Here is a 19697-nt window from a genome sequence, read left to right on the forward strand (position 1 = left end):
AGGTGCTCTGTCCCTGGTCAATGCGGACGACTGGTCCAAGGACGAGCAGAAGGAAGACGGCTCCAAGCACGACAAGCCCAAGGGTGGCATGCACACCGGCGGAGGCGGTCTCGCCAGTAGTGGTTCGAACGTAACCGGCGCCGTGGTGGTCGCTGGCGGACTGGCCGCGTTCGTTCTTTACCGTCGCGGGAAGACGGCCGACGCGGCATCGTGACTCGACCGGACGCAGGGGTCGTCCCCCGATGGTGCCCCCTGCGTCCGGCTCCACTCTTCCCTTCGCCCAATTCAGGATCTAGCGCCCGAACTTGAAAGGTGGCCCTGGTGACGACCGGACCAGACCCCGCCGGCGTGAAAACAACCCATCACACCCCGCGGTGGGTTGTCCCCGCCGTGTTCTGGGCGGTGGTGCTGGCCGTGCTCCTGCTCGTGTTTGGTCCGGGGACGTTCAAGCAGGATGCGACCTCGCCGGCGGAGACCACTGCCCTCTCTGCGGCCGGACAGGCTCCGGCGGCCGCGCCGGACCCCGCCCCGTCGTCCTCGGCAAGCGCTGACCGACCGGCCAGTCCCGCGATGCCCAGGTCGGCTCCCACACGCCTGAAGATTCCCAAAATTGGAGTCGACGCGCCATTCACCGGACTGCAGATCGGTCCTTCCGGCGCTTTGGACCCGCCCCCGGCAAACGACAGTAATCTGGTCGGTTGGCATACCTCTGGTATTTCCCCGGGCGAGCGGGGGACCGCGCTCATTGCCGGTCACCTCGACACTGCCACCTCTCCGGCTGTCTTCGCCCGGCTTGGTGAACTAGAAACCGGGGACACCTTCGAGGTCAGGCGTGCTGACGGCACTACAGCCGTTTTCCTTGTCGACTCCGTGGAAAGCTTCCACAAGGACGACTTCCCCGACCGGCGCGTCTACGACGACACGCCCGAAGCTGTCGTGCGACTCATCACCTGCGCGGGCGCCTATGACCGCACAGCTAGGGATTACACCGAAAACCTTGTCGTCTTTGCTCACCTGCACCCTGATTCCTAAGTGCGGGAAACGGGGAACGGGGAACGGGGAACGGGGCGAGCTGGCCCGTCGACAAGCGCGTGCGCTAATACGCCGGGCCAGGGGGGGGCGCTCACGCGGCGGCCCTCGGGGCGCTCGACCTGGTGGCTGCGTCCGAAGCGGACGCCAGCCCGCACCAGCGCCACGAGATGGGGTGCGTTGACCGCGCGCCAGCGAGCCTGAGCCGATTCAATCAGCTTGAAGACCATGGCGAAGGGCTGTCCCGTAATCCCTGGTGGATCAGCGCGCGGCGTCAGATGCGGTGCATCGCAAGGCGGAGGGACGTCCGCATACTGGATGTATTCGGGCGTTCCGACAACGCGGCGAAGTGCCGTAGCTGTCGTCGTGCGCCCGCCAGGGATTACGGGACAGCCCTGAGGGCGGCTCCCCGGCTGCCGGCCCCCTTGGTGACCTTCGTCCGCAACCGGACCGTGGCGAAGGTCGACTCGATTGGATTTGTGGTGCGCGGATGGATCCAGTGCTCGGCGGGAAAGTCGAAGAAGGCCAGCAACTCGTCCTCGTCGTCCGTGATCCGCTTAACGACCTTGGGGTGTTTCGCCTGGTAGGCGCGCTCGAAGGCGCGGATGGCCCTGGCTGCGTGCTCCTTGTCCTCGGCGTTGCAGATCTCCTGGATCGCGCGTTTGGCCGCGGGCTGGGCCGACTTCGGCAGCGCGTCCAAAACGTTGGCCGTTTTGTGAACCCAGCACCTTTGATGGCGGGTGTCGGGGAACACCTCGTTCAGCGCGTTCCAGAAGCCGAGTGCGCCGTTGCCGACGGCCAGGACCGGGGCCCGCATGCCCCCGCGGGCGCAGTCCCGCAGCAGCCCGGCCCATGCCTCGGACCCCTCGCGCCGTCTCACCTGACCAGGAACTTCACCGAACCGAAGTGATCGGGGGCGCTCTGACCCGACTCCAGGAAGGTCACGGTCGCACCGTCGTGGCAGTCCGTACCCCGGTACAGAACGGCGAGGCGGTCGGTGTGGTTGGCCGGCCCGTGCGCTTCACCCTGCAGCGTGTTGTAGCAGTGACCGTCCTGGGGGTCGTGGATCTCGAATCCCCCAAACCATCCGTCCACGCGGTAGGCGAAACTTCCTCGCCCCGCCTGAGCGGGCGTCGCGAACGCGGTGGACAGGGCCGCGGCGGCGACGGCGACAGCCAGCGCCTTTCGGAGGTTCTTCATGCGCTTGCTCCCTCGGGTGACGTCTCTGCGGGTGGCCAGTGTGTTCGCCCGGATACGTCTGCGGGACGACCGTCACCCGAATGGCCGTGGAGGAAACGATCCCGCCTCACTCGCCGGAGTCATCCTTCGCCCCGTAAACCCCGCTCCTGTGATCGCCTTACCTATGACGTCGGGCTCGCGGCGGCTGGTGCCGCTCCCTGATCCGGTTTGATCGACAAGACACCCACAGTGGACCGCGTTGAGATCCCAGCCTCGTGGACGTGATGCCCCTCAGTGCCGGGTCAGGATGTCGTGGGTGCCGACGCGGCGCCACACGATGTGCCGGTCCCCGCGGACTATCTCCGAGCCGTACTGCCACGTCGCCCGTCCGTTGCCGTCCCAGGTGAGCTCGAAGACGCCGGGTGCGCGCCGCGCGCCCTTGATGCGGAGGCCGGCGCGGACGGGCCCCCAGCGCGAAGGTCGTCTACGAAGGCGGTCACGGCCTGGCGGAAGGCGCGGCGCTGTTCGGGAGTGAGGCAGTGGTGGTCGACGGTGAAGCGTGGCAGAGCCTCGTACGTGGGCACGGCGAACTCCTCCAGGAAGCACGAAGCCCCCGGCCGGGGGCGGGTGGTGGTCGTTCGTGGTGAAGGGCGTCGGTGACGTGGTGCGCTCAGCGCTGGTGGGTTGGCGGGGGAGTCGTGCGTTGGTGTGTGGTCGATGACGGTGGAGTTCGGTTGGTGTGCCTGTTCGTGGCGGGTGGGGCTCGTGTGGTCGGGGCGCAGTGATCGCACGGCACGGTCAGCTCTCGTAGAGGGCGCGCATCATGTCTGCCCACTCCTGCTTGCTGGCGCAGTTGTTGCAATGGGGCACCTTGTCGGTCCGCGTGGGGTACGGCGTGTTCGACGCTCGGATGGGCGTGGGAGCCGCGCGAGGTGACGCCCGGCCGCCGGCCCGTCATGGAGATCGCGGGCATCGACCAGCGGCTGATCTGCTGGCAGTCGACCCGCCGCCAGCAGATCGAGGACGCCATGTCCGTCCTGACGGCCAAGTACGAGGAGAAGCACGGGCACGCGCCGGGGGAGCGGGCCGCCTACGCGCTGGGCTGCCAGGCCGCCGACCGGACGCGCATCTCCATGCCGCCCGTGTCCTCGATGACCGCGCAGGCGGTGTCGATGTCCCCGGCCAGCAGCGCCCGGATGTGGGCGAAGGCGTCGGCGACGTCTTGCGGCTCCATCGGAGCGAGCGGCGCGGTGACGGTGTTCTCGGGCGTGACAGCTCCTCACGTACGGGCCGCCCCGCTGATCGCGGCGGCCTCGGAACCGATGTTCTGATCGCGGCCCTGTGGACATAGTCCGCGCACCGTCGGTGAGCGCCGTCTCGTGGCTGTCGCGCCGCGTTTCTCCTTGACCTGGTCCGCTACGTGCGACATATCGCCCACTTCGATGGGGGAGATATCTCCGTCCCGGCACGCTGAGCGACGACCGGGGAAAGGCCGCTGCCGGGCGGGGCGCGCCGCTGGGAGACTTCGGGGATGATCACGCAGCGGCTGCCGTTCCCGGTCCCGGACGAACGCGCCCACCACTTCGTCGACAGCTACGCCGACATGCACGACCTCGTTGAGGACCTGGTCGTGCCCGACGGCGTGCCCGAGGCCGCGGCGACGGTCCTGCGCACCGCCCGCGAGCTGCTGCGCCAGTCGTACTACTGCTACGAGTTCTCCACCGTGGCGGTCATGCACTCCCTGATCGCGGTGGAGATCGTGCTGCGCGACCGCATCCCGGACGCGGGCAAGAAGCCGCTGCACGGGCTCATGAAGCAAGGCGCCACCGATGGGATCCTGACGGCCCGGCAGGCGGAGTACCTCGACTACGGTCGGCAGATCCGCAACGGCATGGCGCATGGCCGGACCGCGCGCGCGGTGATGCCGCCGGCCATGGCGGTGCCGATGGTGGCTACCTCGTTCGCGATCGTTTCCGAGCTCTGCGCGACGCCCGCCGGGTGATCACGGCTCGGTAACGGTGCTCGGGCGAGTTGGTGGGGCGCGTCATTCGAACCGTGCGGTATTCCTGCCCGGTGCCGGCCCAGTCAGGAGTGCCCTGATGGCGTCCCGGTCGGTGGGAAGGCCAATGTCGTCGAACCATGAGGTGATGAGCTGGGTGTGTCGCCAGCACACATCGCGGTCGGCGAGAGCGCTCAGGTAGCGGTGCTGAGCGAGAGTGAGGTCGGTGCCCTGGTCGTAGCCGGAAGGGAAAGCTGCTGCGAGTAGCGGTCCCCAGTCCTGGGCGATAGTGAGGGTGCTGCAGAAAAGCACAGAGGCCGTGGCGGCGGGCGGGAGTTCATCGAAATCGGCAGCGCGTTCGATGGCCGCAGACAGGAGGGCATAGCGCAGACGGCCTTCGATATGCGAAAGCGGTTCCCCGGCGCAGGGGTCGGCGGCGGTTGGTTCGAGGAACCAGGAGTCGATGACTACGGGTTCGAGTAGAGCGCGGAGGATCGTTCGCGTCGCGTTGGTGTTGTCGGCGCATGCCGGTGACAGGGCAGCGCAGGCACGGATGGCGGGGTCGGGATCCTGGAGCCAGATCGTGGTGTCCTGGCCCCAGGCACCGATGGTCAAGACGGTGTTGGCGCGTTCACGCCGGTCGGTGCTCTCGGTGAGCAGCCGCCGGAGAACTTGGGTGGTTCCGGAGATTCGACTCGCCAGGCTAGGAGAATGAAGGAGCGCTGCGGTAGCGCCGAGGGCGGCCGCACGGACGGTGGGGGCAGCGGCCAAGTGAAGTTTCCCCGTGATGCTGGACAATCGATGCTTACGCTGCGAGGGCGTGTTCTTGCTCGTGTCGCTGGCGGGTCTCCAGCGGGTGAGGTAGCCCCAGACTGGATGCCTCCGCAGCCGCTTGCGGTTGTAGAAGGTCTCGATGAAGGTGAAGATCTCAGCGCGGGCAGTGGTCCGGTCGGGCGAGCGGCGAGTGCCGATTTCCGCTTTCAGTCGCACCGCCTGCCGGCACCCCGAGTGTCAGGGGGGTGGGTTTGACGACTCCAAGGGCCTTTCAACATGAATGTTGCAGGCAGTACTGGCGCCCCGGGCCGGGATACCCACCAGCGAAGGTCGGGGTGCCGGCAACCCATCAGCGAAGATGCGTCCCCGACCCGGGCGCCTCCCGCGGTCTGTCTGCGAACAGCAGAAACAGCAGAGCCTCACGTCTTGTGACTGCAGGTCAGGAGACCTTCGGGAAGTCGAACTGTTTCCAGGTGTCGGCCCCAACGTAGGGGGTGGTCCTGAGGAACAAGGCGTGTTCCTTGGTGGCGCCAAACCAGGTGAGGAGGAGCTTGTTGTCTACAGCCGGACGGATGCTATGCCCGGTGACGTTTCCCCACATGTCTTTTTCGGGTTGGATGTTCCACTCTTGTGTGGTGTCGCCGGGCCGACACGTCCTCGCGAAGAGTCTCGAAGCCTAGGCGATCACAGCACGTCAACGAGTCCCTGGGTGTCGGCGTACGCCTGAACGTGCTCAACCCCGTACAGGTGAACGTGCTCAGTTGATGATGCGCTGACCACGGGCTCTCGTCAGTCCGCAGACGGTCGACGGCGCTGGGCAGCCGGGCACTTCTCATGCCACCTTGATGACAACCTTGCCCGCAGTGTGACCGTTCTCGACGGTGGCGAGGGCGGCCAGGGCGTCGGAGAGCGGATGGACCGCAGTGATCACGGGTGCGAGAACTCCGTCGAGGGCCAGCCGGGCCGACCGCTCCAGGCTCTCCCGGTCGAGGCGCCGCTCGACGAAACGCCCACCGAGATCGGGCACAGACATATCACCCACAGCGATGACGTTGCGGGGATCCCGGGCCAGCGGAGCGACCGTCCGCAGCGAGGTGCCTCCGACCAGGTCGACGATCCCGTCGAAGCCGTCCGGAACCAGCTCGCGTGCCGCGGCGACGACGTCCCCGGCGGTGTAGTCGATGAACCGCACCCCGATGGCCTCGGCCTGCTCGCGCTTGGCGGTACTCCCGGTGCCGATCACACGCAGCTCGCGCCCGACGGCCAGCCGGGCGACAGCGAGGCCGACCCCGCCCCCGACCCCGTTGACCAGGACCGTGGCACCGGCCGGGAGGCCTAGCTGGTCGAGCACGTCCACCGCGGTCGTCCCGGTCACGGGCAGTGTTGCCGCCACGGTCGCGGACAGGCCCGCCGGGATGCGCGCGGTGTTCGGCGCGGACAGCACCGTCGTCTCGGCGTAGGTGCCGCCACCAGTGAGTGCGAAGCCGAAGACCGCGTCACCCACTTCGAGCCCGTCGACGTCCTCGCCCCGGGCGAGAACGGTTCCCGCTGCCTCCATACCCAGCACACGGGGGAACGGACGCCCGCCGTCGAGCCCGGGGACCAGACCCGAGCGCAGCATGTGGTCGAGGGGATTCACGCCGGCCACGTCGACCCGGATCAGTACTTCGCCGCGACCAGGGACGGGATCGGGACGATCGAAGAACTCCTGCACCTCGGGCCCGCCATACCTGCCGAAGCCCCACGCCTGCCCCATCTTCTGCCGCCTCCCGTGTGACCGACCCGGTGATTCCGGGCTCTGCAGCCATCCTCACCTCTCACATCGATGTCAGGGGCAACCGACTGAGATGCAGGTCACAGCATCAGGCCAACCGTGCCGCCGGCTCCGGCGACGTGGACAGCTCCGCCCGGTGCCGGCTGTTGGCTCTGATCAGCACGTCGAGCGCATCCCGGGTCTCGATCAGGTGCGCGATGTCGTCGTCGATCCGGTCGCGCTCGCGCATCATCGCCGTGAACGTCTCCTCGGCGACGCCCAGGTCACCCGGGACGTCCACACACGGCAGCACAGTCGCGATCACTCGGCTGGACATACCCGCGTCGAACAGCTGTCGGATGAGCGACACGCGCTGGACTGCCTCAGCGGAATAGTGACGCTGCCCGGTATCGGAGCGTGAGCTGGTCAGCAGGCCCTGCTCTTCGTAGTACCGCAATGAGCGCGGACTCACGCCCGTGCGTGTGGAAAGCTCGCCGATCCGCATTCCTGAGAGCCTACGCTCGCGTACTCCAGGTGCAGACCGCCGGCGAGTCATAGACACCCGCGGACGCCGCCACAGCTGCAGGGTTGTCGTCCCGGTCCCACAACTGAGCACATTCGTCTGTACCCGCCTGAGCACTTTTCTATGTGCTCAGCCAGGTACGAGTGAAGGTGCTCAGATGTCAGGGGCTGGTCAGGTCCAGGTGCGGTCGAGGAAGTCGGCGATGAGGGGGGCGATTTCGGGGAGGTTCTCCTCCAGTGCGAAGTGGCCCGTGTCGAGGATGTGGAGTTCGGCGTCGGGGAGGTCATCCAGGTAGGCGTGGGCGCCAGGTTCGGGGAAGAACGGGTCGTTGCGGCCCCAGGTGATGAGGGTGGGTGGGGTGTGTTTGCGCAGCCATGCCTGCCACTGCGGGTAGTGGTTCAGGTTGGAGCGGTAATCGAAGGCCAGGGCGATCTGGGCTTCCTTGCGTCCGGGACGGTCCAGGAAGTGCTGGTCAAGGGTCCAGCCGTCGGGGGCTACGAGTTCGGGGTCGCTTGTGCCGCCCTCGTACTGGCCGCGCGTGGCGGGCAGGGTCAGCAGGTCGCGGATGATGCCTTCGTCGCCGGGGACGTCTGGGCGGAGCTCGATGAACTCGCTGGCGCTCTTTGACAGACCCTGTTGGTAGGCGTTGCCGTTCTGCACGACCAGGCCGGCGATCCACTCGGGGTGACGGGTTGCCAGCCGGAAACCGACGGGGGCGCCGAAGTCGAAGACGTACATCACGAACCTTGCCAGACCGAGTTGTTCCACGAATGCCTCGGTGATGTCCGCGAGGCGGTCGAAGGTGTAGGCGAAGTCACTGGGTGCGCGGGTGTGTCCGAAGCCTGGGTAGTCCGGGGCGATCAGCCGGTATTGAGCGCCGAGTGCGTCGATGAGACGCCGGAACTGGTGGGAGGCCGATGGAAATCCGTGCAGTAGCAACAAGACCGGGGCGTCCGCCCGGGTCGGCAGCGATTCGCGGTAGAAGACTTGCACTCCGTCGACCTCGACGTGACGGTGGACGATGCGGGGGATGACCAGCGGCGCCATTTAACATGCCTTCCTGTCGAGATGATGCATTAGTTCTAACGGGCCCCAAGCTAATGTGTCAACCTGCCCATGTACCATTAGGTGCATGGTTGATTCCACTCCGCTGACAGGTGAGCCTCTAGCCATCGACCTGGTCAACACCCGCCCGAACACCGTCGACGGCCCGGTCGACCTGCTCGCCGACGTCACCCGGCTGCGGTCATGGCTGGGCCTCCAGGCCGAACGCTTCCCCGAGCCGACACCGGACGCGGCGGCGCTCACCGATACCGACCTGGCTGCGGTACGCGCCGTGCGCGAGCACATCGCGGCCGCCGTGCAGGCCGCCCGGCACGGCGAGCAGCCACCCGCCACGGCCCTGGACGGCCTCAACGCGGCCTTGCACGCCGCGCCCGCCATCCAGGAACTGGTCTGGGACGGCGGCTCAGTCACGCTCACCTCCCACCGTCCGGGCGCCCCCGGCACACGCCTGGCCGCCCTGTTCGCAGAGGACACCGTCTGCCTGCTGACCGATCCGGCAGTCCGCACGGTCCGTACCTGTGAGGGCGAAGACTGCGTGATGCTGTTCCTGCCAACCCATCCGCGCCGCCGCTGGTGCTCGGCCTCCCGGTGCGGCAACCGGGCCCGCGTGGCCCGGTACTACCAGCGCCACAAAGCCAACTGAACCGCCGACACCGTCGGGCCGGCCAGCGTCACTTACGCATGGCGCCGGGCCTCCGTCTCAACCCGACTTGGCATGCGCCCTTCAGCGGACAGCCAGGACGAGCACGTTCACTTGTACTGGTTGAGCACATTCACCACCCGTACCCCGACACATGCTCCTACGGTGCCAGCACAGTTCCCAAGGAGGGTGCCCAGGGGGCCGACTCGGCACTCACCCCGCGTGTTCGCCTGAACCCGAAGGCCGAACCCACGAAAACACGACAGTCCATCCTCGGGTTCCCGCGGAAAACCCTTCAGTTTGCATGAACCCACGGGGCTCTTCGGCCTTGGGGACCAACGGAACAGCCATTAGCGCTAAGGACTTGATCTTGTTCCCTGGGTCGCCGAGGTGAGGACGCCCTACCGCATTTCGGCGTTCGGGTGGGGCTGGGACTGGAGCCGATCGCGCAGGTCGATCTCTTCGGCGGTGAGCGGCTCTCCCGGGCGGCGGATACGTACGGGCTTGGGCCGCAGCGGCAGGCCGTCGTCCACGGCGGCGCCCTCGGCTTCGGCCAGCGCCCGGTAGAGCGAGGCGACCGAGGGGTTCTTGCCTGCGTTCTTCCCGACCTTGATGGTGAGCTTCTTGGCGATCTCGGGGACGGGGATGCCCTTGTCCTTCAGCGCGACGGCGAAGGTGAGCATGTCGTCGTCGATGACCTTCGGCCGTCCGCCGTGGTTGCCCTTGGACGCGGCGATGACCTGGCCTTCGAGGGTCTTTTCCCGGATGTAGTTGCGCTCGATCTGCCCGGCGACCGCGAGGACGGCGAAGAACATCGCGCCCATGCCGCCCGGGTCGTAGATGCCGGTGAGCGGGCCGGTGAGGAGTTCGAGCTGGATGCCGCCGGCCTGGAGCTCGGCGGACAGAGTCATCAGTTCGGCCGCGGTGCGGGCCAGGCGCTTGAGCTCGCGCACCGTGAGGATGACGGGCGTCTCGGGCGCGGCTTCCTTGAACTGGTGGGCCAGCGCGAGCGCCTTCTCCAGCTCCCCAGTGCGCGGTGGCCGCACGCATGCCATGACCGGGCGGTCAGGCGGCCATCCGTTTGCCCGGCCGGCCCGCGCGGCGCAAGCGGGTCAGCGCCAGGCGGCCGAGGAACATTCCGCCCAGCGCCAGCGGGACGGCAACGACGGCGCCGACGAGCCCGTTACCGGTACCGGGGCCCCCGCTGGAGGTGGCCAGGTGCAGCACGGCGAGGACCGTGCCGACAATCCCCACCGCGATGGCCGACATCCCGCCGGTGCGCGCGCTGCCGGTGCTGATCCGGCCGTCGGCGCGGGCCATGGCCAGCCAGCCGATCACCAGGCCGAGCAGACTTGCCCCGAGGGCCAGGTTGGCCCCCGTCCGTCCGTCGCCAATGATCCCGCCCTCGGCAGCCGCCACCAGTACTGCTGAAGCACTCATACCGCTCTCCTCCTTCTTCTCCGTCGCTGAATCCGAGCTGTGATGCGCCTTGAGAATGCGCCCCGGCCCCCCTGCAGGTCGTCCCGCAGGCGCAGGCATTTTCCCCTGCCGCCGCTGCGGCATCTGGCTACTGCGGATGCGGCAGGCGGTGCGCAAGTACCGCGCCCGCGGTAGCCGGCCGATCGTCCCTGAGCCGGACTCGCCCGCCACCCCGTCCGGCTACGGTGCACCCATGAATAGAGGGCGGTTTGCTGTCCCGGCCAAGGTCACCGACTGGTCGATCGCCGTGGGCGTGGCGGCGCTGCTGCTGGCCACTGGGCTGTCCGGGCCACACCCGGCCGGGGGCCGCGAGCTGCTCGGCTCCACGCTGCTGGCGGCTGGCGCGCTGGCGCTGGCCGCGCGCCGCCAGGCACCGCTCGTGGTGCTGGCCCTCGCCGGGCTGTCCGCAGTGGGTTACCAGGCGGCCGGGTTCGAGGTGCTCGCCGTCTCCTACCTCGTCGCGGTATACAGCGCCGTACGCGCCGGGCATCGCGCCGTCACCCTGGCCGCGTCCGTGGGCCTGCTGGCCGCACTCTTCCTCACCTCCGTGGTTCTCCCGGGCGGGCCTGCGCGCGAAGTCGTGGCACAGGCCCGGACCACCCTGGAGATCGCCTGGCTGATCGCCGCCTTTGCCGCCGGGGAGGCGGTGCGCCAGGCCGAACGGCGGGCGGACGAAGCCGAGCGCACCCGCGAGAAAGCCGCCAGGCGCCGGGCCGATGAAGAGCGGCTGCGCATCGCGCGGGAGCTGCACGACTCGCTCACCCACCAGATCTCGGTCATCAAGGTGCAGTCCGAGGTCGCCGTCCACGTGGCCCGACGGCGGGGCGAGCAGGTGCCGCAGGCCCTGCTGGCGATCCAGGAAGCCGGCCGGGAGGCGAGCCGGGAGCTGCGCGCGACCCTGGAGGCGCTGCGCGACGACGACCTCACCCCGCCGCGCGGACTCGACCACATCCCCCACCTGGTGAAACAGTTCCAAACGACGGGCCTTCAGGCGACGCTGACGATCGACGGGGATCCGCACGCCGTGCCGGCTGCGGTAGGCCGTACCGCCTACCGGATAGTTCAGGAGTCGCTCACCAACGTCTCCCGGCACGCCGCCGCCAGCACCACCTCGGTGCTGATCGACCACCGGCCAGGCACCCTCGCCATCCGTGTCGACGACGACGGAAGGGCCACGCCGGACGCCGCACCGACGCCTGGCCTCGGGCTGCTCGGCATGCACGAACGCGTCACCGCCCTGGGCGGCCGCCTGCGCACCGAGCCCCGCAGCGCTGGTGGCTTCACCGTCCAGGCCGAACTCCCCTTGAGCGGAGCGTCGTGATCCGGGTCCTGCTGGTCGACGACCAGCCGCTCCTGCGCAGCGGCTTCCGCGCGCTGCTCGACCTCGAAGACGACATCGAGGTGGTGGGCGAGGCCGCCGACGGCGAGGCGGGCCTGGCGCTCGTCAGGAAAGAACTGCCCGACGTCGCGCTCATCGACATCCAGATGCCTGTCATGGACGGCATCGAAGCAACACGGCGCATCGCCGCGGACCCGGCCCTGGCCGGCGTGCATGTGGTCATGCTGACCAACTACGGCATGGACGAGTACGTCTTCGACGCGCTGCGCGCCGGTGCCGCCGGGTTCCTCGTCAAGGACATCGTCCCGGAGGACTTCCTGCACGCCGTGCGCGTCGCCGCCCGCGGTGACGCCCTGCTCGCGCCCTCGATCACCCGCAAACTCATCGACCGGTACGTCACCCAGCCACCCCCCACCCGCACCGGCGGCCTGGAGGAACTGACCAGCCGCGAACGCGAGGCGGTCATCCTCGCCGCACAGGGCCTGTCCAACGACGAGATCGCCGGCCGCATGGTCATCAGCCCGCTGACCGCCAAGACCCACATCAACAGGGCCATGACCAAACTCCACGCCCGCGACCGCGCCCAGCTCGTGGTCCTCGCCTACGAATCCGGCCTGGTGACCCCGCGTACCTCCTGACCCCGCGCCGCCAACCGGTGGGCGCCCCAGACCGTCCCGGGCACCTGCGGCGAGAACGGAATCTGCACCATCCTGTCGCCGCACTGACAACCGGACACCCGCTCTCACAAATGAACGCAACGCGGCCGAGTTGATGACGCTGTCCGCCGAGCTCCAGGCCGGCGGCATCCAGCTCGAACTCCTCACCGGTCCGCTCACCGGGATCCACGACCCCAACGGCATGGGCGCCATGTTCTTCGCCGTCCTCGAGGTCGCCGGGCAGATCGAGCGCGACTACATCCGGGAAAAAACCCTGGAGGGCCAGGTCACCGCAGCGGCCAAGGGCAACCACGGCGGACGGCCGAAGGTCATCGACGACGACATGGCTCACCTTCGCCGTCGCCCTGAAGGACAAGGGCGTCCCCGTCCCCGAGATCGCGAAGAAGCTGGTCATCAAGACCGGGAAGAACGCGGGCAAGAACCCCTCGGTCGCCTCGCTGTACCGAGCGCTCGCGGAGGCCGAGGAAACAGCGGCGGCCGACGGACTGCCGCTGCGGCCCAAGCCCGTCCGCATCCGCCGGCCCGGGGACCCGCTCACCTCCGAGGAGATCGACCTCCGCGAACGCCTCCAGGCCCAGCCCATGTGATCAATCTCGGAAGGGCTCCAGGGATGTCCCCCAAGGCCGTGTGCCACGATCCGTTGATTCAGGGTTCTGTGAATTCAGGTTTCCGTGTACTGTCGGTGGTGTGCTGACTCTCGCTGCTGACATCGAGGTGCTGGCGCGGTTCGGCCGCGCCCTCGCCGACCCGATCCGCTGCCGGATCCTTCTCGCCCTGCGCGAGGCCCCGGCCCACCCCGCCGACCTCGCCGACACCCTGGAGATCTCCCGGACGCGTCTGTCGAACCACCTGGCGTGCCTGCGCGACTGCGGCCTGGTCGTCGCCGTCCCGGTCGGCCGCCGCACCCGCTACGAACTCGCCGACGAACGCCTCGGCCACGCGCTGGACGACCTGCGCACCGCCGTCGTCGCCGTCGAGGCCGACAAGACCTGCGTAGACGCGGACGAGAAGGGCTGCTGCTGAGATGGCAGCCGAGATACCCATCGACAGAGGCCCGGCCCCGGCCCGCCGCGACGTCCTCGCCCGCCGGATACGGCTGCTGGTCGCGGCCACCATCACCTACAACGTCGTCGAGGCGATCGTCGCAATCACCGCCGGGACGATCGCCTCCTCCACCGCGCTGATCGGCTTCGGCCTGGACTCCGTCATCGAGGTCTCCTCTGCCGCCGCGGTCGCCTGGCAGTTCTCCGCCCGCGACCACGTGGTGCGCGAAGCGCGGGAGAAAACCACCCTGCGGATCATCGCGGTGTCGTTCTTCGTGCTCGCGGCGTACGTCACCATCGACGCCGTCCGCGCGCTGGCCGGCACCGGCGAGGCCGAACGCTCCATCCCCGGCATCGTGATCGCCGCTCTCTCGCTCGCGGTGATGCCGTTCCTTTCTGCCGCCCAGCGCAAGGCCGGCCGCGAACTCGGCTCCGCCAGCGCGGTCGCCGACTCCAAGCAGACCCTGCTGTGCACGTACCTCTCCGCCGTCCTCCTGGTCGGCCTGGTCCTCAACGCCACCCTCGGCTGGTCCTGGGCCGACCCAATCGCCGCCCTGGTCATCGCCGCCATCGCCGTCAAGGAAGGCCGCGACGCCTGGCAGGGCAAGGGCTGCTGCGCGACACCCGCCGCCGCAGCGGTCCCCTCCGCTGTTCACCGAGACAGACGCGTGCGCTGCCGCCCCGGCTGCGACTGCTGCGGCTGAACCGACACTCACACAGGGCCCCGGCCATCACGTGGCCGGGGCCCTGCGCTGTCCATGATCAAGTGCTTAGCGCCAACGGCTGTACCGCTGGTCCCCAAGGCCGTTCCCGATCAGGGCCTCGACGATCTCCCGCTCAGCGAGCCGGATCTCCTCCAGCTCCTCCTTGGCCTTCTTGATTTTCATGGCGACCCGCTTGCAGAGCATCGTCGCCAGGTCGTCCCGCACCCGCATCCGCGCCTTGTGGGCCAGGCAGGCCAGCAGCGCGACCCGCTTGATGACCGCGTAGTCCCGCAGTTCGGAGGCGTCCGCCGCATCCGCCTCCCCGGCGAAGTCGGTGACCTTCGGCGCCGCGACACCGTCCACCCACGCCGCGGTGTCACCGAGCTCGTCCAGCCACTCCAGGTGCGTGAACAGGCGCTTGAAGTGTGACCAGGTCGGAGCCAGGGCTTCGGTGTAGTCGGCGGGCGCCCGTTTTGTGATCATGCGAGGCCGAGGAGTGCGAGGGGTCGGCGGGCGTCGCGTGCGTTGCGACGGAGGCCGGCGGCGATGTTCTTGACGCCGCTCAGCCGGAGGGCGCCGACGGCGAGGTTGCGCCAGGTCGCCATCGCGCGGGGTGCGTTGCCGGTCCGCAGCTGGGAGGCGTCCTCGGCGAAGGTGGTGTCGCGGACGTGGTGCAGGGCCTCGATCTTCCAGTGGTCGCGGATCAGTCTCGCGAGTTGGACGGGGGTGGCCTGCTCGGCGGTCAGGCTGGTGACCGCGTAGACGGTCGTGATGGTGGTCTTGCCGTTCCTGCGGTCGGTGCGGCGGCGCTTGATCTGGACGGCCTGGCGGGCGCCAGGGAAGAGCAAGTTGTTTACGGTGGCGACCTTGATCCGGCGGATCTCCGCGCGGCCGTGGCCGGTGCCCCGGGTGCGGCTCTGGAACGGGATGTCCTTCCAGGGAAGGGACTTCAGCTGCTTGCGCAGCTTCTTCTGGTTGCGGCGTGCTCGCGTTGCGTATGGAGCGCGTCGCTTGTGACCACGGTTGCGGCCAGGTCGGCGACGGTATCGAGCAGCGGCTGGAAGCGTGTGACCTCACCGGTCTTCTCGCCGACGTCGAGCTGGGCCAGGACCAGCCCGGTGGTGTGCTCCACCGCGGCAAGTAGGTGGATTCTCCGCCCCTGGGCCTTCGCCGCACCGCGCAGGGACTTGCCGTCCACGGACAGTCCGCGCAGCCCGGTGCTCTCGGGCCGGCGGTCGGCAAGCCATCCGCCCGGTCCAGGGCATCACCGTCGATGCGTGCGAGCAGCCGGCGGACCGTCGCCTCCGAAGGCACCAGCCTCCGGGGCAGTACTGGATCGAGGCGCACGCCGAGTCGCTGCAGCACGTGCGGCGGCGCGTCTGCGATCCACTCGCCGACCGCCAGCAGCGAGGTCGCGCCAGTCAGCACCGCGCACGCGGTCAGCGTGAGCACGACGGCCAGGGCATGGCGCACGCCGCGCGGATCGCGCGGATCCGGCACCTGAGCCAGCCGCTCCAGCAGGCCGGGCACCTCCCCGGGCCCGACGTCGGACTGCTCGCGGAGCCGGTCAAGGGCAGGCGGAATCAGGGATGATGCGTCGGCAGGCACGGTCTTCCAGGCAGGTCACGGGACGTAGAGCACTCCATGATCACGGGAACCTTCCCTGCATCGTCCCCCGGGTCACAGCAACGCCGCAGCCTCGCCTGCCACCCAGGTCTGCCAGACACGACGGGTGTTCGGCAGGTCAGGGCGGTCAAGGAGCCAGAGCACATACCCGGCATGGCACCGGGCCCACGGACTGTCCGAATCGGCTGCCTGATCGAGCCTGCCCCGTAGATCAGCGCTGTCGACAGCCCGGGCGACCCGCACGTATTCGCGATCCTTGCAGCGATACGCCCGGTGGACGACGATCTCGACCAGGTCGGTGAGCTTCGCCTTGATCGCCTCCTCCTGGCAAGCACGGGCCACGGCCCGGATCAGGCTCTGCTTCGTACCCCACGCCTTCGCATGCTGCGTCCACTCCAGCGAGTACCTCGCCTCCCACTCCAGGAAGAGCAACACATAGGACAGCCCCGGCCACGCCGCCAGATCCCCGTCCCCAGGACCACCCCACACCCCATCAGGCAGCGAACACCTCTGGGCTTGCTGATGCCTCCGGCGCGCCTGCAGAAAGGCTGACTCCCGGCACTGCTCGTCCGCTCCCAGAGGCCGCGTCAGCAGCCACATCTCGTTGGACCGGGCGAGCGCGTCCGTGACCTTCCTCTGGGCCTCCGCCAGATGGACGAGCGCGGCACCTCTCACAGCCGGATCCTCCGCTATAAGCCCGAACGCCCAACCCAGTCGCTCAGCCCATGCACAAGCGTCGTCCGCATCTGTACCTGCCTCTTCAGCCACGCACGGGATCATCTCCTAGCGCAGTCGGCTCGCTCCAACCGACGGTACGGGGGAGACGCAAGGGCTCCGAGGCGCAACGGACGTGAGCAGGAACCGCCCGCTCGCCCTCTCTTCATCTCAAGTGATCACGAAACGGACACCCGCCGACTACGCCGAAGCCCTGTGCTCCTGGTGGCGATCCCGGTCGCTACGAAGGCCCTTGCTGCGCCACCTTGGACAGGGCCAAGACGATGTCGGCGGCGCGGCGTCTACCGCGCCGCCGACTCCCACCGAAGCTGCGGTATCCCAAAAGATGAGCGCCACCTATATCTGTTTCAGTCGCTTCAAGGGGATCCGAGGAGCGAGCATTTTAAGTATTCTGAAGGCGATCAATACCGCTAGCGGAAACGCGACCTGGGCGGTTACTCATGCGGCGAGCCTCTCGGATCGCCGGACCGGCTTTGTGCGAGCGAGAGCGCCGCCCCCCACCGCGCCGAAGTGGCCGACCCCTACCTTGGAGGTCGGCGCCACACGTCGGCCATATCCCGAGCCGCCGCCCGCCCACGCCGGGGTGGCAACGACAAGGGGCCCCGCTTCAGGTGCCGCATTAACCCGCTGTCCGTGGTCTTCCGTGGCGGGAATGCGTGGGATCTTCCGCCGGTCTTGGAGACGTCTGTGACCACCGACAAGCAGTTCAAGCGCGCGGCCCAGGAGCTTGCCGAGTGCGAAGGGATCTCGTGCACCGCAGCCGGCGACGCCTCTCCGCCGCCCCGGAATCCGTCGTCAGCGATCGGCTGACAACCAACTTGATGGTTGTCAGCCGATCGCTGACGAGTCGCCCCCGCGCCTCTACTCGACTGCTGGCGCCCCATGCCCCGGTGGACTGTGACGGCACCGAGCACCCGCGCCGTGTGCCCAGTTGCTTACGACTGCTTCAGCCGGGAGGGGTCGAAGGCAGCCCCTGCGTGGGAGACGCTCTTTCATCCACCTCGCCTGTTTCAGCGTCGACGTACACCGGGTACACATCGTCTCCAGCGGAGACGGGTATGACCCACTGGGCTCGCCACTCGCCTTCGCGTCGGACTGCCAACAGGTTCCCCTCTCCCGTCTTGGCGCCACGTGAATACTCGGAGGCGGCCTTGGTCGCCTGGCCCTCACTCACTCGGCGAGGAGGCAGGATTACAGCCCCTTCTGTGTGACGGGTCAGTAGCTGAGAGACATGACCTGCCCTGTTGATCTGTACGTCCAGGCGCATAGGCATGAGCACTCCGTCGATCCGGCTGCGCCAGCTGACCATCCAACCAAACTCTGCTTTGTCACCGACGGGGAAGGACTTCACATGAGACTTTTCCAGCCCCCATGGGAACCGTTCCTTGGCGTACCTCTCGGCAATCTGAAGTGCGGCGTCGGCATTGCTGGGAGGCGACGCCGAATCTGTTACGGGGAAGCTGCTGGGTCCTGGCTTGCTTGAATTTTCCAAACTGACTGTGAGCTGCTCCTTGTCCGGCCAGCTCAGTTCGGCGAACCCTGTCTCCAGTGCGATCAGCAACATGTCGGATCCGCCGTTCTGCCCGGACTGGAGCTGAACGTTCGCGATCTCGAAGTGGTCATCGAAGGCTGCCGCCAGCACCTGCTGCGCCTGCGCCTTCTCGTCTCCGCCTGCGATTTGCAGGCTGGTGGAGTCCAGGGCCAGCGGGGTGATCCATATTTTCCACACCACGGCACACGCAATAAAGCCGGTCCAAAAATGATGGCCGTCGGCTTCAACGCGGCGCGCGCCGGAAGGAGATCACCCCGGGTAGCGCGAACAGCGACCCAGGCAGCGAGCGTTCCCAGCCCTGCGCCGAGAACGTTCATCTGAACGTCGCTGCTGTCGCAGCTCCGACCGACCCAGGGTGCCAGCGCCTGGCACAGCTCGGTGACGACCGACAGCAGGGCTCCCCCCAGAAATACTGGAAGTACACGCCGGGTGGCAAGGACCCCAAGGAACCCGATGGGTAGGAACATTGCCAAATTGAGCAGGCCCTGCTCCGTTGCGAACGACTCACCGTAATTTCGGTTGAGTACGCACTGGCCGGACACGTGCCCGGGTGAGGGGAAGAAGATGGTAACGCTCAGCTCCGCTGCCAGAACGGCCGCGAGCCCTGCGTAAGACCATGGGCGCTGGAGGTACCGCTTCGCTGCCAGAAAGCCGATGAGGCCCGCAACGATTACGACAGCGACGGCGATCAAGACGAACATGCCTCGACCATTGAACACAGCTTGCAGCATTGGTGCGCAACGCCTTCGACGGGAGTACCCCGTCCCCGCACGACCGCAGGGACGGGGCGCTACGAGAATGGGCCTATATCAGCAGGTGCCGGAAGGAGTCTGGAACGTACCCTGCCCGCTCACCGCCAGCAGCCCGTTCGTGGAGTAGCAGTCCGAGGACCAGGCGCGGCTCCACGTGGCACTCTTGGTCGTCCCCGCGGACTGGCTGAACTGGGAGCCCCAGCTCGTCGAACCCGCATAGTTGAATCCCAGCTTCGCCGAGATGGCACCGCCGCTCGACTTCTCGTACCAGGTTCTGACGCTCACGTCGCCCGAGCCCTGGGTCTTGTCGTGGAAAAGCCGGCCACTGGAGAGCGTGGTGCAAACCCGGCCATAGCCGAGCTGGCCGCTGCCCGGGCAAGACTCCTGAATAGAGACGTCACCACTGGGCGCCGACGTCGATGCGCTTGCCGATCCGGTTGCGCCCATTGCTCCGACCATCAGGCCAGCCACTACTGCACTTCGGGCCATCTTGTGAGTGAATGCGTTCATCCCCGCCACCTCTTCGAAAGTCGTTGGACCCGCAGGTTCGCGGGCAGCGGAGAGAGGCGTAAGCGATTCACCAAGGCACGACAAAGCCCTTATGTGCACTGCGTCCCCCGCAGCCAGCTTGTCGCAGCTGGTGATCGTCACGTTATGTTGCGTCGTATTGAACGATCAAGCATTCGGTTGCCCCTTGCCTCAAACTGGCCCTCGGCCAGTCCAGATAGACCGTGAGCCTTTTCCAACCTGACGGGTGGTTGGGCTGGCAGCCCCGGCGGCGGGCATGAAGAAAGCTCCTGGTAGACGGGTTCACGACCAAGATCACCA

General features: G+C 67.9%; 20 protein-coding genes and 8 pseudogenes. 11 read left to right on the plus strand and 17 right to left on the minus strand.

Annotation, left to right across the window (positions count from 1 at the left end; all coding sequences use genetic code 11):
* Nucleotides 1-214, plus strand: a pseudogene (locus tag ACFWSK_RS30695) (hypothetical protein); the annotation flags it as partial.
* A 98-nt stretch (nucleotides 215-312) separates the two neighbouring features.
* Entirely contained in the window at nucleotides 313-1032 is a 720-nt protein-coding gene (locus tag ACFWSK_RS30700) for a class F sortase (protein WP_383793239.1), read from the plus strand.
* On the opposite strand, the pseudogene ACFWSK_RS30705 reads toward ACFWSK_RS30700, so the two are convergent.
* The 3 genes and pseudogenes from ACFWSK_RS30705 to ACFWSK_RS30715 all read right to left on the minus strand — a co-directional run.
* Nucleotides 1029-1262, minus strand: a pseudogene (locus tag ACFWSK_RS30705) (hypothetical protein); the annotation flags it as partial. The gene ACFWSK_RS30700 and the pseudogene ACFWSK_RS30705 sit on opposite strands and share 4 nt — an antisense overlap.
* A gap of 164 nt (nucleotides 1263-1426) precedes the next feature.
* A pseudogene (locus tag ACFWSK_RS30710) lies at nucleotides 1427-1900 on the minus strand (transposase); the annotation flags it as partial.
* A gap of 5 nt (nucleotides 1901-1905) precedes the next feature.
* Complete coding sequence (locus ACFWSK_RS30715) at nucleotides 1906-2229, minus strand: hypothetical protein (protein WP_383793242.1); 324 nt, start codon at nucleotides 2227-2229, stop codon at nucleotides 1906-1908.
* An 806-nt stretch (nucleotides 2230-3035) separates the two neighbouring features.
* Here ACFWSK_RS30715 and ACFWSK_RS30720 point away from each other — a divergent pair.
* Together ACFWSK_RS30720 and ACFWSK_RS30725 are read left to right on the plus strand one after the other, a co-directional pair.
* Nucleotides 3036-3335, plus strand: a pseudogene (locus ACFWSK_RS30720) (relaxase domain-containing protein); the annotation flags it as partial.
* A gap of 404 nt (nucleotides 3336-3739) precedes the next feature.
* The gene (locus ACFWSK_RS30725) at nucleotides 3740-4210 is read left to right on the plus strand and encodes a hypothetical protein (protein ID WP_383793245.1); all 471 of its coding nucleotides are present in this window, start codon (nucleotides 3740-3742) and stop codon (nucleotides 4208-4210) included.
* A gap of 42 nt (nucleotides 4211-4252) precedes the next feature.
* On the opposite strand, the gene ACFWSK_RS30730 is transcribed toward ACFWSK_RS30725, so the two are convergent.
* From ACFWSK_RS30730 to ACFWSK_RS30745, 4 genes are all read right to left on the minus strand, one after another.
* Nucleotides 4253-5197 (minus strand): hypothetical protein, encoded by a 945-nt coding sequence (locus ACFWSK_RS30730; RefSeq protein WP_383793248.1) that lies wholly within the window; start codon nucleotides 5195-5197, stop codon nucleotides 4253-4255.
* 616 nt (nucleotides 5198-5813) lie between these two features.
* The gene (locus ACFWSK_RS30735; RefSeq protein WP_383793250.1) at nucleotides 5814-6737 is read right to left on the minus strand and encodes an NADP-dependent oxidoreductase; all 924 of its coding nucleotides are present in this window, start codon (nucleotides 6735-6737) and stop codon (nucleotides 5814-5816) included.
* A gap of 106 nt (nucleotides 6738-6843) precedes the next feature.
* Nucleotides 6844-7239 carry a MerR family transcriptional regulator gene (locus ACFWSK_RS30740; protein ID WP_383793253.1) on the minus strand — a complete coding sequence of 132 codons (396 nt, stop codon included), beginning with the start codon at nucleotides 7237-7239 and terminating at the stop codon, nucleotides 6844-6846.
* 189 nt (nucleotides 7240-7428) lie between these two features.
* The gene (locus tag ACFWSK_RS30745) at nucleotides 7429-8304 is read right to left on the minus strand and encodes an alpha/beta fold hydrolase (RefSeq protein WP_383793256.1); all 876 of its coding nucleotides are present in this window, start codon (nucleotides 8302-8304) and stop codon (nucleotides 7429-7431) included.
* 85 nt (nucleotides 8305-8389) lie between these two features.
* On the opposite strand from ACFWSK_RS30745, the gene ACFWSK_RS30750 reads away from it, so the two are divergent.
* Entirely contained in the window at nucleotides 8390-8965 is a 576-nt protein-coding gene (locus tag ACFWSK_RS30750; RefSeq protein ID WP_383793259.1) for a CGNR zinc finger domain-containing protein, read from the plus strand.
* 398 nt (nucleotides 8966-9363) lie between these two features.
* On the opposite strand, the gene ACFWSK_RS30755 is transcribed toward ACFWSK_RS30750, so the two are convergent.
* A complete protein-coding gene (locus ACFWSK_RS30755) occupies nucleotides 9364-10017 on the minus strand; it encodes a recombinase family protein (protein ID WP_383793261.1) in 654 nt (217 codons plus the stop codon).
* A gap of 10 nt (nucleotides 10018-10027) precedes the next feature.
* A complete protein-coding gene (locus ACFWSK_RS30760) occupies nucleotides 10028-10402 on the minus strand; it encodes a DUF6223 family protein (RefSeq protein WP_383793265.1) in 375 nt (124 codons plus the stop codon).
* A gap of 232 nt (nucleotides 10403-10634) precedes the next feature.
* Between ACFWSK_RS30760 and ACFWSK_RS30765 the strand changes: the two genes are divergently transcribed.
* The 5 genes and pseudogenes from ACFWSK_RS30765 (at nucleotide 10635) to ACFWSK_RS30785 (ending at nucleotide 14204) form a co-directional block, all read left to right on the plus strand.
* Nucleotides 10635-11762 carry a sensor histidine kinase gene (locus ACFWSK_RS30765; RefSeq protein WP_383793268.1) on the plus strand — a complete coding sequence of 376 codons (1128 nt, stop codon included), beginning with the start codon at nucleotides 10635-10637 and terminating at the stop codon, nucleotides 11760-11762.
* Nucleotides 11759-12418: a response regulator gene (locus ACFWSK_RS30770; RefSeq protein WP_383793271.1), complete on the plus strand. Its 660-nt coding sequence runs from the start codon at nucleotides 11759-11761 to the stop codon at nucleotides 12416-12418. Before ACFWSK_RS30765 ends, ACFWSK_RS30770 begins: the two co-directional genes overlap by 4 nt.
* Before the next feature lie 127 nt (nucleotides 12419-12545).
* A pseudogene (locus ACFWSK_RS30775) lies at nucleotides 12546-13151 on the plus strand (recombinase family protein); the annotation flags it as partial.
* Entirely contained in the window at nucleotides 13145-13480 is a 336-nt protein-coding gene (locus tag ACFWSK_RS30780; RefSeq protein ID WP_086747225.1) for a helix-turn-helix transcriptional regulator, read from the plus strand. The pseudogene ACFWSK_RS30775 and the gene ACFWSK_RS30780, both read left to right, overlap by 7 nt.
* 1 nt (nucleotide 13481) lies before the next feature.
* Nucleotides 13482-14204: a cation transporter gene (locus tag ACFWSK_RS30785; protein WP_383793273.1), complete on the plus strand. Its 723-nt coding sequence runs from the start codon at nucleotides 13482-13484 to the stop codon at nucleotides 14202-14204.
* Nucleotides 14205-14270: 66 nt separating this feature from the next.
* Here ACFWSK_RS30785 and ACFWSK_RS30790 read toward each other — a convergent pair whose 3' ends face one another.
* The 5 genes and pseudogenes from ACFWSK_RS30790 to ACFWSK_RS30810 all read right to left on the minus strand — a co-directional run bounded on the left by ACFWSK_RS30790 (nucleotide 14271) and on the right by ACFWSK_RS30810 (nucleotide 16598).
* Complete coding sequence (locus ACFWSK_RS30790) at nucleotides 14271-14687, minus strand: hypothetical protein (RefSeq protein WP_383793294.1); 417 nt, start codon at nucleotides 14685-14687, stop codon at nucleotides 14271-14273.
* A 155-nt stretch (nucleotides 14688-14842) separates the two neighbouring features.
* A pseudogene (locus ACFWSK_RS30795) lies at nucleotides 14843-15169 on the minus strand (ISAs1 family transposase); the annotation flags it as partial.
* On the minus strand, nucleotides 15154-15402 hold the full coding sequence (locus ACFWSK_RS30800) for a hypothetical protein (protein ID WP_383793276.1): 249 nt from the start codon (nucleotides 15400-15402) through the stop codon (nucleotides 15154-15156). The pseudogene ACFWSK_RS30795 and the gene ACFWSK_RS30800, both read right to left, overlap by 16 nt.
* A 110-nt stretch (nucleotides 15403-15512) precedes the next feature.
* Nucleotides 15513-15812: pseudogene (locus ACFWSK_RS30805) on the minus strand (transposase family protein); the annotation flags it as partial.
* A gap of 72 nt (nucleotides 15813-15884) precedes the next feature.
* Nucleotides 15885-16598: a hypothetical protein gene (locus ACFWSK_RS30810; protein ID WP_383793279.1), complete on the minus strand. Its 714-nt coding sequence runs from the start codon at nucleotides 16596-16598 to the stop codon at nucleotides 15885-15887.
* Nucleotides 16599-17252: 654 nt separating this feature from the next.
* Between ACFWSK_RS30810 and ACFWSK_RS30815 the strand changes: the two genes are divergently transcribed.
* Nucleotides 17253-17375 carry a hypothetical protein gene (locus ACFWSK_RS30815; protein ID WP_383793282.1) on the plus strand — a complete coding sequence of 41 codons (123 nt, stop codon included), beginning with the start codon at nucleotides 17253-17255 and terminating at the stop codon, nucleotides 17373-17375.
* Between the two features lie 136 nt (nucleotides 17376-17511).
* Here ACFWSK_RS30815 and ACFWSK_RS30820 read toward each other — a convergent pair whose 3' ends face one another.
* The 3 genes and pseudogenes from ACFWSK_RS30820 to ACFWSK_RS30830 all read right to left on the minus strand — a co-directional run bounded on the left by ACFWSK_RS30820 (nucleotide 17512) and on the right by ACFWSK_RS30830 (nucleotide 19379).
* Complete coding sequence (locus ACFWSK_RS30820; RefSeq protein ID WP_383793285.1) at nucleotides 17512-18297, minus strand: hypothetical protein; 786 nt, start codon at nucleotides 18295-18297, stop codon at nucleotides 17512-17514.
* A gap of 152 nt (nucleotides 18298-18449) precedes the next feature.
* Nucleotides 18450-18848: pseudogene (locus ACFWSK_RS30825) on the minus strand (hypothetical protein); the annotation flags it as partial.
* 78 nt (nucleotides 18849-18926) lie between these two features.
* Nucleotides 18927-19379: a hypothetical protein gene (locus ACFWSK_RS30830; RefSeq protein ID WP_383793288.1), complete on the minus strand. Its 453-nt coding sequence runs from the start codon at nucleotides 19377-19379 to the stop codon at nucleotides 18927-18929.
* Between the last annotated feature and the right edge of the window lie 318 nt (nucleotides 19380-19697).

The organism is Streptomyces sp. NPDC058620 (genome assembly GCF_042717135.1).
GTDB lineage: Bacteria > Actinomycetota > Actinomycetes > Streptomycetales > Streptomycetaceae > Streptomyces.

What these genes read in the sequence shown, in the direction of transcription:
- ACFWSK_RS30790 (WP_383793294.1), bottom strand. Translation starts at nt 14,687, where the DNA reads ATGATCACAAAACGGGCGCCCGCCGACTACACCGAAGCCCTGGCTCCG.
- ACFWSK_RS30725 (WP_383793245.1), top strand. Translation starts at nt 3,740, where the DNA reads ATGATCACGCAGCGGCTGCCGTTCCCGGTCCCGGACGAACGCGCCCAC.
- ACFWSK_RS30750 (WP_383793259.1), top strand. Translation starts at nt 8,390, where the DNA reads ATGGTTGATTCCACTCCGCTGACAGGTGAGCCTCTAGCCATCGACCTG.
- ACFWSK_RS30715 (WP_383793242.1), bottom strand. Translation starts at nt 2,229, where the DNA reads ATGAAGAACCTCCGAAAGGCGCTGGCTGTCGCCGTCGCCGCCGCGGCC.
- ACFWSK_RS30755 (WP_383793261.1), bottom strand. Translation starts at nt 10,017, where the DNA reads ATGGCATGCGTGCGGCCACCGCGCACTGGGGAGCTGGAGAAGGCGCTC.
- ACFWSK_RS30830 (WP_383793288.1), bottom strand. Translation starts at nt 19,379, where the DNA reads ATGAACGCATTCACTCACAAGATGGCCCGAAGTGCAGTAGTGGCTGGC.
- ACFWSK_RS30740 (WP_383793253.1), bottom strand. Translation starts at nt 7,239, where the DNA reads ATGCGGATCGGCGAGCTTTCCACACGCACGGGCGTGAGTCCGCGCTCA.
- ACFWSK_RS30760 (WP_383793265.1), bottom strand. Translation starts at nt 10,402, where the DNA reads ATGAGTGCTTCAGCAGTACTGGTGGCGGCTGCCGAGGGCGGGATCATT.
- ACFWSK_RS30735 (WP_383793250.1), bottom strand. Translation starts at nt 6,737, where the DNA reads ATGGGGCAGGCGTGGGGCTTCGGCAGGTATGGCGGGCCCGAGGTGCAG.
- ACFWSK_RS30785 (WP_383793273.1), top strand. Translation starts at nt 13,482, where the DNA reads ATGGCAGCCGAGATACCCATCGACAGAGGCCCGGCCCCGGCCCGCCGC.
- ACFWSK_RS30765 (WP_383793268.1), top strand. Translation starts at nt 10,635, where the DNA reads ATGAATAGAGGGCGGTTTGCTGTCCCGGCCAAGGTCACCGACTGGTCG.
- ACFWSK_RS30745 (WP_383793256.1), bottom strand. Translation starts at nt 8,304, where the DNA reads ATGGCGCCGCTGGTCATCCCCCGCATCGTCCACCGTCACGTCGAGGTC.